This is a genomic window from Carnobacterium sp. FSL E2-0243, assembly GCF_038003605.1.
Taxonomy (GTDB): domain Bacteria; phylum Bacillota; class Bacilli; order Lactobacillales; family Carnobacteriaceae; genus Carnobacterium; species Carnobacterium maltaromaticum.
Genome location: NZ_JBBOPM010000001.1, coordinates 2,502,130 through 2,514,577 on the forward strand (window position 1 = coordinate 2,502,130; position 12,448 = coordinate 2,514,577).

At 34.4% G+C, this 12,448-nt stretch carries 12 protein-coding genes; 7 read left to right on the plus strand and 5 right to left on the minus strand.

Features of this window, described 5'->3' with window-relative positions:
* Positions 1-47 precede the first annotated feature (47 nt).
* Positions 48-1,430 (minus strand): bifunctional metallophosphatase/5'-nucleotidase, encoded by a 1,383-nt coding sequence (locus MHI00_RS11945; protein WP_341113887.1) that lies wholly within the window; start codon positions 1,428-1,430, stop codon positions 48-50.
* Between the two features lie 176 nt (positions 1,431-1,606).
* On the opposite strand from MHI00_RS11945, the gene MHI00_RS11950 reads away from it, so the two are divergent.
* Positions 1,607-2,092: a methylated-DNA--[protein]-cysteine S-methyltransferase gene (locus tag MHI00_RS11950; protein WP_157455030.1), complete on the plus strand. Its 486-nt coding sequence runs from the start codon at positions 1,607-1,609 to the stop codon at positions 2,090-2,092.
* 60 nt (positions 2,093-2,152) lie between these two features.
* On the opposite strand, the gene abc-f is transcribed toward MHI00_RS11950, so the two are convergent.
* The gene (gene abc-f / locus MHI00_RS11955; protein ID WP_341113889.1) at positions 2,153-4,027 is read right to left on the minus strand and encodes a ribosomal protection-like ABC-F family protein; all 1,875 of its coding nucleotides are present in this window, start codon (positions 4,025-4,027) and stop codon (positions 2,153-2,155) included.
* Positions 4,028-4,320: 293 nt separating this feature from the next.
* Positions 4,321-4,482 (minus strand): hypothetical protein, encoded by a 162-nt coding sequence (locus tag MHI00_RS11960; protein WP_155520290.1) that lies wholly within the window; start codon positions 4,480-4,482, stop codon positions 4,321-4,323.
* A gap of 369 nt (positions 4,483-4,851) precedes the next feature.
* Here MHI00_RS11960 and MHI00_RS11965 point away from each other — a divergent pair, with 369 nt between their 5' ends.
* The 6 genes from MHI00_RS11965 (at position 4,852) to MHI00_RS11990 (ending at position 10,666) form a co-directional block, all read left to right on the plus strand.
* On the plus strand, positions 4,852-5,580 hold the full coding sequence (locus MHI00_RS11965) for an amino acid ABC transporter ATP-binding protein (protein ID WP_010051168.1): 729 nt from the start codon (positions 4,852-4,854) through the stop codon (positions 5,578-5,580).
* 15 nt (positions 5,581-5,595) lie between these two features.
* Complete coding sequence (locus tag MHI00_RS11970) at positions 5,596-6,393, plus strand: transporter substrate-binding domain-containing protein (RefSeq protein WP_010051167.1); 798 nt, start codon at positions 5,596-5,598, stop codon at positions 6,391-6,393.
* A 39-nt stretch (positions 6,394-6,432) separates the two neighbouring features.
* The gene (locus tag MHI00_RS11975) at positions 6,433-7,080 is read left to right on the plus strand and encodes an amino acid ABC transporter permease (protein WP_015075867.1); all 648 of its coding nucleotides are present in this window, start codon (positions 6,433-6,435) and stop codon (positions 7,078-7,080) included.
* A 14-nt stretch (positions 7,081-7,094) separates the two neighbouring features.
* Positions 7,095-7,748, plus strand: coding sequence for an amino acid ABC transporter permease (locus tag MHI00_RS11980; RefSeq protein WP_010051165.1), 654 nt, complete (start codon positions 7,095-7,097; stop codon positions 7,746-7,748).
* 417 nt (positions 7,749-8,165) lie between these two features.
* Positions 8,166-9,152 (plus strand): ABC transporter ATP-binding protein, encoded by a 987-nt coding sequence (locus tag MHI00_RS11985; protein ID WP_010051164.1) that lies wholly within the window; start codon positions 8,166-8,168, stop codon positions 9,150-9,152.
* Positions 9,149-10,666: an ABC transporter permease/substrate-binding protein gene (locus MHI00_RS11990; RefSeq protein ID WP_341113899.1), complete on the plus strand. Its 1,518-nt coding sequence runs from the start codon at positions 9,149-9,151 to the stop codon at positions 10,664-10,666. The genes MHI00_RS11985 and MHI00_RS11990 overlap by 4 nt, the downstream gene beginning before the upstream one ends.
* Before the next feature lie 81 nt (positions 10,667-10,747).
* Here MHI00_RS11990 and MHI00_RS11995 read toward each other — a convergent pair whose 3' ends face one another.
* Both MHI00_RS11995 and MHI00_RS12000 read right to left on the minus strand, forming a co-directional pair.
* Entirely contained in the window at positions 10,748-11,692 is a 945-nt protein-coding gene (locus MHI00_RS11995) for an alpha/beta fold hydrolase (RefSeq protein ID WP_010051160.1), read from the minus strand.
* Positions 11,685-12,335 (minus strand): TetR/AcrR family transcriptional regulator, encoded by a 651-nt coding sequence (locus tag MHI00_RS12000; RefSeq protein WP_318588946.1) that lies wholly within the window; start codon positions 12,333-12,335, stop codon positions 11,685-11,687. Before MHI00_RS12000 ends, MHI00_RS11995 begins: the two co-directional genes overlap by 8 nt.
* Positions 12,336-12,448 lie beyond the last annotated feature (113 nt).

Here is a 12,448-nt window from a genome sequence, read left to right on the forward strand (position 1 = left end):
AATCACTTAACTTTTTTATTAAAGCTCTAGTTTATTATACTTAATTTTTACTCAATTGGATAGTTCCTTGTTAAATATTGTCCGAAGACATTTCGAATAAAATAAGGAAAGATCACTTCGTTGACGCCACAAATTTCGATGGTTGGAAAGTAAGGGATATATAAGAAATGATCAACTGTCGCAAATGTATACTCCCTATACTCATCAAGAGGCTCTCCCAACCATTTGATACTCCTAGTCGTAGCATCGTATTCAATGCCATCGTAACAAATTTCTCCAAATAGTTTTCCTCGGAATCCCATCCCTTTAATTGGAAAACTTTTTAGATAACCTCGATTTTTTTCCATTTCAAGAATCATTCTGGCAATATTTGCCCCAGAAAGGGTACAGCGCATTACGCGCATTGGATGAGGTAACAAGGTGTGCAAATCATCTTTCGAAATAAGCCCTGCAGTCAATCCTTTCATAAACAAACCTGCATTTAAAATCGACACTTCAGTTTTAGCATAATCTTTTACGGCTTTTAACCCCATTTCGACAAGTGGCGATGAAGCAAACCAATCAACTGGCAAATCATTAGGCAAATAAGCAACTTTTTGAGTTTTTAATAAACGATGTCCCTTTATCTCATACTCTTTGATACGTTCTACTTCATGACTGGCAACAGGTAACCTTGCAGTCTCAATTACACTAGCTTTAGTAACAGTTAATCGTTTAAAGTCATCGATTTTAAGTTCAATATGTCCAACATACATTCCAAACTTACCAGCAGCTGTAATCAATGTTTGTCGTACAATTTCTCCATCTGGCAATAGATGGTGGGTATGTGAGCCAATAATTAAATCAATCATTGGATACATTTCAGCAATACGACGATCTTCCATAATCCCCAAATGAGATAACAGAATCACTGCATCAACTAAAGGAGTCAGAAGTTCCAATATTTCTGGGATAATACTATCTGGTTCACTAACCTGCCATCCATTTGGTACATAGCTTGTCGGAAACGGTGCTGTTAAACCAAAAACTCCAAACCGAAATCCATCTTTTGTTTCATAAATTTTAAAAGGCAACGCCCAATCCGGCGCTTCTCCTGTTCTGATATCCGCTAAATTAGCTAAAACAACATCAAAATTAGCCTTTGTGTATAATTGATTTAATTGTTTTTTAGAATTTCCGATGCCTTCATTATTTCCAACAGTAACAGCATCATAGTGCCCTTCATTCAATAATTGAATATTAGCTTGACCATCGGTAGCTTCAGTTAGAGGGTGTACTCGATCGCAAGCATCACCAATATCAAATGTAAAAACATTCTCCTTCTGTTCTTGATGAGCTTTTTGTTGCTGAGCTAAGTAAGCTTCAATTCGAGGCCAATTCTCAAAGTGTGAATGTAAATCATTTGTATGATAAATATGAACTCGTTCCATACGTTACCCTTCTTTGCAATAAATTTGTTCCTCTTTTATTATACCAATCTTTTAGTCATTTAGCTCATAATGCTGATGGAAATAAAACAAGATAGGACAATTACTGCTACCTTTCATTGAAAAATACTATATAATAGAAGAAAACAGTTTGATAAATTAAAAAAGAGGTGTTTACTATGCTTATAAATAGTCCTATTGGATTTCTACACATCCTTGAAGATCAACAAGGAATTACAAACATTATTTTTGTAAATGAAGAAGAATCCTTAGCTATAAAAAAAGTCACAACTGGACCATTTGGTAAGCAACTAGCGTTGGAATTAGAACGCTATTTTTCTGGGGAATTAAAAAAATTTACTGTACCTCTTTCCCTACAAGTAGGAACCCCTTTTCAGCAACATGTTTGGCAAGCTCTTCAAAATGTTCCTTATGGGTCCACCCAAAGCTATGCTGACATTGCTGTGGCAATTGAGAATCCTAAAGCCGTTCGAGCAATTGGACAAGCAAATCGAAATAATCCTTTGCCTATCGTTATTCCTTGCCATCGAATTATTGGTAAAAATGGCAGTATGACAGGCTATAGTGGTGCTTCTGAAATAGGCATTGCTAAAAAACGTTATTTGTTAGCGTTAGAAAAAAATAATTGCGTTTCAGCTAGATAAAGAAGAGGATAAGTCAATCAACTTATCCTCTTCTTTTAATTTATTAGTCTATCATTCACATTATTCATCCGCTAGTTCTATCCACTGATCCTCTAACTGTTTAACTTTTAATAGAACTTCATCACGTTCTTGGCTCCACTTATAAAGTTGTTCAAGGTTTGTTTCGTGTGCTAATTTCTCATCTAATTCTGTAACTATTTTAGCTTGATTTTGTAGTGAATTTTCAATATCAGTCAAGGTTGGAGCTTTAGCCATTTTTCCAGTTTTTACTTTACTTAATTTCTTTCCATTTTCACGTTCACTTATGTCTTGCTTTTCCAAAAGGGTAGCTTGCTCTTCTTCCTTTTTCTTAGCCCATTGATAATTTCCATTAAAAAGCGTTATATCAGTTGGTGTCAGCCAAAGAATTTCATTAAATAATTTATCAAGAAAATAGCGATCATGGGAAATAGCCAATAAAGTTCCAGTATAATTAGCTAACACATCTTCTACAACCTCACGAGTAGCAATATCCAAATGATTCGTTGGTTCATCTAAAATCAATAAATTCGTCTCTTCTTTCATTAAAATAGCTAATTTTAGACGCATTCTCTGTCCACCACTAAGATTCTTCACCAATCTAAAGACATCACTGCCATAGAATAAAAATTGAGCTAAAAATCCTCGGCTCTCCCCTTCTTCCATTGCTACATAAAAACGAAAACTTTCTAATACAGATTTATTTTCATCTGAAAACTCAATTTTTTGCGGCAAGTAACCAATTTTAACTTGCTCGCCGAGTTCAATCGTTCCACAATCCGGCTGTTCTTCTTGTAAAAGTAAACGAATTAACGTTGATTTTCCAACACCATTTTCACCTACAATCCCGATATGTTTGGCCCACTGTAATTGGAAATTAAGCTGTTGAAAAAGCTGCTTTGCACCGTAACTTTTTTGTACATTTGAAAATGTAACGACTTTTTTTCCACTTCGCTGATTAACAGCAAGTTTCAATTGGATGTGCTTTTTCTCTAAGACTGGGCGTGTGAGTTGAGTCATACGAGCTAAGCGTTTTTCTAAACTCTTAGCTTTTTTGAACATATCTTCATTACCACTCTCGTTGCCCCATTGTCTGTAACGTCGAATAGCATCTTCTAATTTTTTAATTTTCTTTTGCTGCTCTTCATAATTTTGTTGTTCTTTAAGCAGGCGTGTTTTTTTAGCTTTTTGGTATTGAGTATAGTTTCCTTGATAAACTTGAATTTCTCCATCTTCTAGGTCATAGATTTCTGTAACGACTTGGTCTAAAAAATGCCTATCATGGGAAATCGTAAATAAGGTTCCTTGATAACTTTTTAGATAGTGTTCTAACCATTCAATTGCATGTAAATCTAAATGGTTCGTAGGTTCATCAAGCAATAATAAATCTGGCTCTTTTAATAAAACCTTTACTAATCCAACTTTTGTTTGTTCTCCGCCACTTAGCTGATTAAATGGTTTATTTAGTAACTGTTGAATACCTAAGCCTGAAGCCATCTTTTCAATTTGGTAGGCAAGTTCGTAACCACCTAACTGAATAAATTTCTCTTGTAAAACACCGTATTTTTTTATGATTACCCCCTCAACACTTTGTTCCATCTGCTTTTCTAGCTCTTTCAAGTGCTGTTGTATCTCAATTAATTCCTTAAAATCAGCTTCAATAACTTCTTGAACAGAGGTGGTTCCTTGCACTTCTGGTAATTGTTCTAGATAACCTAATACGAGATTTTTTTTTCGAATCACTAGACCTTTATCAGGACTCTCTTCTCCTGTAATTAATTTAAACAAGCTCGATTTTCCACTACCGTTATCTCCCACTAAACCAATCTTATGTCCTTGGGGAATTTTTAGTGATAGTTCTTCGAATAAAAGCAAGCTCCCGTAACTTTTTTCTATTTCTTGTATATGAATGTACATTTTGTATGTGCTCCTTAGCGCCAGCTTTGAGCCTAACCGAATAAATACACTCTATTTTCAGACCTCTATTTTGGGATTATATCCTTCCCTGTTGGTCGATGCATATGTTGCTTCTCTCATAGGAACACAGTCCATCTTTGATGGATGTGTATCATGGTTCTAAGTTGCTAAAGCAACAAGAACCATGACAAAGCAACAAGAACCATGGCAAATCACAGAAAAAAAGACAAGTAGCGCTAATTAGCCCTACCTGCCCTCTTACTCATTTCATTTTACAGTTCACTATTGTTTATTTAATAGGTGTAAGAAAGACAAGCTGGCAGTTTATTTTTAAGTTGGTAATTCCAATTATGGGCAGACTCCACCCTTGTTAGTACTGGATTAAAAATAACACTATGACAAAATGTTACAAATAAGATTGTAAAATTAGCCATGCTTTTTTCTGCTTTACTCATCTTTTCACACCTCCATTTCTCTATGTATCTCAATTTCTCTTATCATAACAAATTAAATTCATTACTTCAAGCGTTATTTCAAATGCTCTTTTAACAACAATGAAAGCGTACTAGTATTTTTTTTTAATCGAAGGGCTTTACAAATCAAACTTTTTCAGATTATAATGAGAAATGAATGAAGCTTTTGTTAACCGTTTTCTAATCTAAATAAAACATGTAATCTTTTCTTACATGATAGTTAACAAGAGTCCAAAAATGATTCCCAACGTGTTAAGAATCATTTTTAATACTAGTGTACTAAATCTTCGCTACTCGTTTGTTTTTGAGATGGTGAAGCTTTTCTAATTTTATAAGAAGGAGTGTGGCATTATGATTGAATTTAAGAATGTGGAAAAGTATTATGGTCAATTTCATGCACTAAAAAATATTAATTTATCAATTAAAAAAGGTGAAGTGGTGGTCGTTATCGGACCTTCTGGCTCTGGTAAAAGTACGATGTTGCGTTGTATTAATGGGTTAGAAGATATTACGGAAGGTTCTCTTTTAATCAATGACATTGATTTGCATAGTAAAACAACCAATATCAATGAAGTTCGTAAAAATATGGGAATGGTTTTTCAACATTTCAACCTATACCCTCACAAAACGGTTTTGGAAAACATTACGTTAGCTCCAATCAAGGTTTTGAAAAAAACAAAAGAAGAAGCTAATGCCTTAGCCGAAACATTACTTGAAAAAGTTGGCATGCTAGATAAAAAAGATTCCTACCCCTCTCAACTTTCAGGTGGGCAACAACAACGGATTGCGATTGCTCGTGGTTTAGCAATGCAACCAGAAGTCATGTTATTTGATGAACCTACTTCTGCTCTAGATCCTGAAATGATTGGAGAAGTTTTAGAAGTTATGAAAAATTTAGCTCGTGAAGGAATGTCTATGGTCGTTGTTACTCATGAGATGGGTTTTGCTAGAGAAGTTGCAGACCGTGTTATTTTTATGGCAGATGGTCAAATTTTAGAAGACGAAGAAGCTCATACTTTTTATGAAGCACCTAAAGAAATTAGAGCACAGCAATTCCTAAGTAAGATCATCAATCATTAATAAGGAGGTCCAAAAATGAAGAAAAAATGGAATAAAATTGCTCTTTTATTTTTTGTTCTCCTTTCGACCAGCCTTTTAGGGGCCTGTGGTCAAAAAAGTGTTGCTGGAGAAGATATTTTAGAACGAATTGAAAAAGATCAAGAGATTGTTTGGGGAGTTAAAACCGATACGCGGTTATTTGGCTTAATTAATATTGGTACAGGTAATGTGGAAGGCTTTGATATTGATATTGCTAAAGCCATTACGAAAGAAATTCTTGGCTCAAAAGGACACGCTGAATTTGTTGAAGTAACATCAAAAACACGGATTCCTCTTTTGAAAAATGGGAATATCGATGCCATCATTGCTACCATGACCATTTCAGACGAACGTAAAAAAGTAGTTGATTTTTCTGATGTTTACTTTGATGCTGGACAATCGTTATTAGTAAAAAAAGGCAGTCCGATTAAAGGAATAGAAAGCCTAAATGCTAATACAACCGTACTTGCAGTAAAAGGGTCAACTTCCGCCGTTAATATTCGTAAAAAAGCTCCTGAAGCTAAAATTTTAGAATTAGAAAATTATGCAGAAGCTTTCACGGCTTTAAAATCTGGTCAAGGGGATGCCATGACAACAGATAATAGTATTTTATTAGGGATTGCTGAAGAAAACCCTGACTATACCTTAGCAGGTGATATTTTTACAGATGAACCTTATGGTATCGCCATTAATAAAGGACAAGAACCTTTTTTAAATCGTGTGAATGAAGCCTTGGCGACACTAAAAGCTAACGGGACTTATGATAAAATTTATGACAAATGGTTCCCTAAATAACCCAATTAAAATCAAACCAAAAGAAAGCGAGGTGGGCTGATGTTCACTATTTTTTCAAATTACTCTGACGCTTTACTGGAAGGCTTTAAATTTACTCTTTATTCAAGTATTTTAGCGTTACTTTTCAGTTTAATCATCGGAACATTAATGGCCATTTTTCAGTTATCTCATACGAAACTAATTAGAAATTTAGCAAAAGCCTATGTTGAATTTTTCAGAAATATTCCTTTGCTTGTTATTGTTATGTTTTTCTATGTTGTTGTTCCACTTTATTGGTTCCAAATCGATGGTTTTACAGCAGGAACTATTGGCTTAACTATCTATACTTCTGCTTTTATTGCAGAAACTGTCAGAGCAGGAATCGATGGAGTTCCACGAGGACAAATGGAAGCGGGACTTTCTTCTGGCTTCACATATGTCCAAGCAATGTGGTATATTGTTTTGCCGCAAGCTTTTAAAATTGTTATTCCACCACTAGGGAATCAATTTATCAACTTAGTTAAAAACTCATCAGTTTTAGCAATAGTTGCTGGGTTAGATTTAATGTATCAAGGTGATTTAATTGCCAGTGAAACATTTAATACATTTGATACCTATATTGTAGTTGCAGCCTTTTATTTAATTTTAACGTTGCCACTCTCTTATTTAATGAAGTATGTCGAACGCCGCTTAGAAGTCCAAGCCTAAAGGAGGAGATTTGATTGCAATTTTTTGACGCATTTTCGTGGATTAATATCCGCTTTTTATTAGATGGACTGTTAGTAACTGTTCAAGTTGCCTTATTCTCAATTCTCTTCAGTTTTGTGATTGGCGGACTAATTGGTCTAGTACGTTTTATGAAAGTACCTGTAGCCTCAAAACTAGTTGGTATTCTAACAGATATTATTCGTAATTTACCCTTGCTTTTAATCATTTTCTTTACTTATTTTGCCTTACCGCAAATCGGGATTCGATTAAGTATCTTCTGGGCTTCTGTTGCGGCCTTAACGATTTTTGAATCAGCTATGCTATCAGAAATTATTCGTGCCGGATTAAATGCAGTTCCAAAAGGACAGATGGAAGCAGGTCGTTCAACAGGCCTAACTTATTCTCAAACATTAGTTAGTATCATTTTTCCACAAGCCTTTAAACAAATGTTGCCACCTATTGTCAGCCAGTTTATTGCATTGATTAAAGATACTTCGTTAGCTGTGATTATTTCTTTACCTGAATTAACCCACAATGCTAAAATTATTTACGGGCAAGATACGAATGCTGTCTTACCAATGTTTGCCGCTATGGCATTTTTATACTTTATTGTCTGTTATGCACTTTCTCTTGTTTCAAAACGTTTAGAACTTCGCTTAGCAAACTAAAGCAAATAAGAAGACCTTTATCCTATATTCAGGATAAAGGTCTTTTTTTTCCAAGCAAATATATTAATTATTTTCGTATAAACTGTTATACTTTTTGATAGTCACATTTACTGATTAGAAAGATAATCTAAACTTCATAACTTGTTCGCTTTACAAAAAGAACAAAGGTTCGGTATAATGAATTGGTAGACAATGTTACTAAATTAAACCAATTTTTTGTTCGGTTAGCTCTTAGCTTTTGGTTAAGCCTAGAGTCACGGTTAGAGATACGAACTGGATTGACATCTTAGATTATTTTCCGACTTTCTAACCAGGCCTACAATTATGCATTCACTTTTTTGAATGCGTTCCATTTCCATGGTAAAAAATTAAATTTCGAGCTATAGCTATCTATATTCTACTTTAAGGAGGAAAGAAATGATTAAATTTGAAAATGTTACAAAAGAATACCAAGCAGATACACCAGTTGTTTCTAGTTTAAATTTAGAAATAAAAGCTGGAGAATTTTTTGTATTAATTGGTCCTAGTGGTAGCGGGAAAACGACCACTTTGAAAATGATTAACCGTTTAATTCCTCTGACTACTGGTACAATCAGAATTCAAGGAAAACCAATTAGTGAGTATAATTTAAATGAATTACGCTGGAATATCGGTTACGTTCTTCAACAAATTGCGCTCTTTCCGAATATGACTATCGAAGAAAATATCACAATTGTGCCTGAAATGAAAAAATGGCCCAAGGATCAGTTGGCAAATCGAGTAACGGACTTACTAAATAGTGTCGGATTAGATGCTGAAAGTTATCGTCATCGAAAGCCTGCTGAACTTTCTGGCGGAGAACAACAACGTGTCGGTGTTCTTCGTGCTCTGGCAGCTGACCCTGATATTATTCTGATGGATGAGCCGTTTAGTGCTCTTGATCCTATTAGCCGTAAAAAATTACAAGAAGATGTTGCTAAACTTCAAAAAAAAGTTCAGAAGACAGTCGTTTTCGTCACCCATGACATGCAAGAAGCTTTGGCTTTGGGCGATCGAATCTGTATTATGCGAGATGGGCTGGTTGAACAAATTGGGACTCCAGCAGAGCTTGCTGCACAACCAAAAAATGAGTTTGTCCGAGAATTTCTTCAATCTGGTCATATTCCAATTGAGGAGGCTGGAACCGTTCAGGATTTATTGGATGCAAATTGTTACGCTTGTTTAACAACTGATCTACTAAATGATCTAGATTCCAATTTTTTAGTCCCTTCCGACTCTATAGATAGCTTAGTTCTTAAACTAACAAATGCATCTGAGATTTCAATTAAAAATCCAGAGAGTTCTCTTCTTATTGGGACAATTACAGCGGAGCATCTTGTTGCTTTTCTTGCGTCTAAACTCCAAACAGGAGGTGCGCCCCTATGAAACTTTTCTTTGATACGTTACTTGAACGGAAAGATGAATTAACTACTGCGTTACTTCAACACATTCAAATTTCATTTATAGCACTTTTAATTGCAGTCCTAATTGCCCTACCTCTAGGGATTTATTTAAGTAATCATCGTAAAATTGCAGAACCGATTATTCAAATTACCGCGATTTTTCAAACAATCCCTTCATTAGCCTTACTAGGACTCTTAATTCCTTTGGTAGGTATTGGAACATTGCCTGCTACTATTGCCTTAGTCATTTATGCTTTATTGCCTATTTTACGAAATACCTACACAGGCATTATTGAAGTCGATTCCTCTCTAATTGAAGCCAGTAATGCTATGGGAATGAATCTATGGCGCCGCTTATCTAAAGTGCAAATACCACTTGCTATGCCCATGATTATGGCTGGAATTCGTAACGCCATGGTTTTAATTATTGGAACAGCAACGTTAGCAGCTTTAATTGGTGCTGGAGGTCTTGGAAGCTTAATTCTATTGGGAATTGATCGTAATAATAATCAATTAATTTTATTAGGTGCTATTCCAGCGGCTTTATTAGCGATTTTATTTGACTATCTATTGCGTTTCTTTGAACGGATTTCTTTCAAAAAAACATTGCTAACACTTGGTGGAATCACAGTTATTATGTTAGGCTTTATTCTTTTGCCTTTACTCAATCAACCTCAAAAAGAAATCGTAATCGGTGGTAAATTGGGAGCAGAACCAGATATTTTGATTAATATGTACAAAGAATTAATTGAAACTGACTCTGATTTAACCGTGACATTGAAACCAAATATGGGAAAAACTAGCTTTTTATTTAATGCTTTAAAAAATGGCGATATCGATATTTATCCAGAATTTACTGGAACTGTGCTGGAAACTTTCTTAGAAGAAAATGCAGAAACTCATAACCCTGATAAAGTTTACCAACAAGCTAAAAATGGTGTCGCTAAGAAATTTCAAATGAGTTATTTGAAACCAATGGCTTATAATAATACCTACGCCTTAGCCGTTTCACCGCAACTGGCCAACGACTACAAATTAAAAACTATTTCTGATTTAATTCCTTTAGCAGATACTGCTAAAGCAGGCTTTACTTTAGAATTTACTGACCGTCAAGATGGCTATAAAGGTATTCAAGATTTGTATAAATTAACCTTTAAATCGGTCCAAACGATGGAACCAAAATTGCGTTATTCTGCCATTGAATCTGGTAGTATTAACGTCTTAGATGCTTACTCAACAGATAGTGAACTAGCCCAATACAAGTTAACTGTTTTAAAAGATGATAAAGAATTATTCCCACCTTACCAAGGTGCACCTTTACTTTTAACAAAAACAATAGAGAAATATCCTGAATTAGAAACTATTTTATCAAAACTAGCAGGAAAAATTACTGATGCTGAAATGCGTAAAATGAATTATGCTGTCAATGTCGAAGGAAAATCTCCTAAAACTATAGCTCACAACTACTTAGTTAAAGAGAAGCTAGTAAAAGAATAAAATAGCTGTAATCGAAAATCCCTAAAGCACCTGATAAAAAAGATGCTTTAGGGATTTTTTGCTAGTTAGAGCCACTATTTTTTAATTCAAAAACTGGTTTAAATCTTTGACTATTTGTTTGGATTGCGTATGATGCAAATAATGTGTTCCTGGTAATTCAATGACTTCTCCTTTGACTGAATGAGCTATTTGTTCTTGATGTAATTCGAGCCATCCGTCAAGAGTTGATTCATTTTTTTCAGCTACAAATAAAAGTACCGGTAACTCTTTTGGAAAAGATAGCTTTTTAGCTGATTCAAAACTTTGATCTAAGGCATAACCTTCCTTACGCATGGTCTCATTGCTCATATTTTTCATGGTTAGTAAACGTATTTGTTCAAAAGTTGCATCATCCATATCTCCGACTTTAAAGCTCTCTGGGTTTAATTTAACCATCAATCTAAAGATTCCTGATTTTTGTAGGAAGTTTGGAAATGCATCTTTAAAACCTGGCCAAGGTTGATTTGGGGTACTGGAGTCAATTCCTACAAATGCTTCAACATTTTCTGGATAGGTATTTACATAATTTAAACCATAGATTCCAGCAATTGAATGCCCCATTAGAATAAATGAATCTAGTTTTAACTTTTCTGTAACAGCGTGAATTTCTTCAACCATATTTTCTGCTGTTCGTTCACGTTTGGTTTGACTGCTTAATCCGTAGCCAAAAGGCTCAATTACAACAACCTTATACTTAGTTTTCAGCTCTTTTATTAACGGCTTAAAATCAAGTCCTGGGCTTGCTGTCCCATACCCCGTCAGCAATACAACCGTCTCTTTTCCTTTTCCTTCGACAAGAACATTCATGGTCCCATCAAAAACATCTATTTTTTGTCCATAGGACTCTATTTTAGACTCCTCGTTTTTCAAACTTATTTGGTGAGCAACATAGATACTTCCAAAGGCTATGACGATCAACCCTATCAAAGACAGTGCTCCTATTTTCAAAAATTTCAAGATTGGCTTATTTCGTTTATTTTTATTCATACTTTCCCTCTTTTTCTTTAATTTCATGCTTAATTCTGCTAATTATTTCATCACTTAAAATATTCACTCCTATGGAATCTAAAACATATTTTGATGCTTGAATTTTATCCCAAAAAGTGTCGACTGTATTGGGAAACAAAGCAAGAGTAAACCATGTATTTAGCAATAACACAACAATCTCACCGATTTGCTTAGGAAATTTCACAAATAAAGATCCATCTTGGTTTCCTTCAATGATATAGGCTTCAATTTGCGGTGATAGGACTTCGCTGCTATTTCGCATATAGAGCATAAAAAATTTGGGGTTGTTAAATAAAGAATAGGTTAAGCCAAATGATGTACCAACTTCTTTATTTAATAAAGTCTCCAAAAGTAAGTGTTGCATCTTTTCTAAGCCATTTAAATCTTTTCGGTTACTAATCGCGTCTATATATTTAGTATTTGGTACTAGTCTTTTGATTACACCATCAATAATTTCTTCTTTTGATTGAAAATGATGGTAAATAGCCCCACGTGATAAACCATCTAAATTGTTGACAATATCTTGAATGGTCGTTTTCTCATAACCTTTTTCAACAAATAATTGTGTTGAAACATCTAAAATAGCTTTAATCGTTTCTTCTGTATTATATTTTTTACTCATTATTTTTCTCCTTTCAAAAAAACATTCATTCGGTATGTTTTATCTTAAGCTTTATTCTGCTTTATGTCAACACTAAGCTCTACTTATTTTTTACTCAAAAAAAGCACTACAAT

Bases quoted from the DNA above. Each gene is read 5' to 3' on its own strand.
- MHI00_RS11945 (WP_341113887.1), bottom strand. From the start codon at position 1,430: ATGGAACGAGTTCATATTTATCATACAAATGATTTACATTCACACTTT.
- MHI00_RS11950 (WP_157455030.1), top strand. From the start codon at position 1,607: ATGCTTATAAATAGTCCTATTGGATTTCTACACATCCTTGAAGATCAA.
- abc-f (WP_341113889.1), bottom strand. From the start codon at position 4,027: ATGTACATTCATATACAAGAAATAGAAAAAAGTTACGGGAGCTTGCTT.
- MHI00_RS11960 (WP_155520290.1), bottom strand. From the start codon at position 4,482: ATGAGTAAAGCAGAAAAAAGCATGGCTAATTTTACAATCTTATTTGTA.
- MHI00_RS11965 (WP_010051168.1), top strand. From the start codon at position 4,852: ATGATTGAATTTAAGAATGTGGAAAAGTATTATGGTCAATTTCATGCA.
- MHI00_RS11970 (WP_010051167.1), top strand. From the start codon at position 5,596: ATGAAGAAAAAATGGAATAAAATTGCTCTTTTATTTTTTGTTCTCCTT.
- MHI00_RS11975 (WP_015075867.1), top strand. From the start codon at position 6,433: ATGTTCACTATTTTTTCAAATTACTCTGACGCTTTACTGGAAGGCTTT.
- MHI00_RS11985 (WP_010051164.1), top strand. From the start codon at position 8,166: ATGATTAAATTTGAAAATGTTACAAAAGAATACCAAGCAGATACACCA.
- MHI00_RS11990 (WP_341113899.1), top strand. From the start codon at position 9,149: ATGAAACTTTTCTTTGATACGTTACTTGAACGGAAAGATGAATTAACT.
- MHI00_RS11995 (WP_010051160.1), bottom strand. From the start codon at position 11,692: ATGAATAAAAATAAACGAAATAAGCCAATCTTGAAATTTTTGAAAATA.
- MHI00_RS12000 (WP_318588946.1), bottom strand. From the start codon at position 12,335: ATGAGTAAAAAATATAATACAGAAGAAACGATTAAAGCTATTTTAGAT.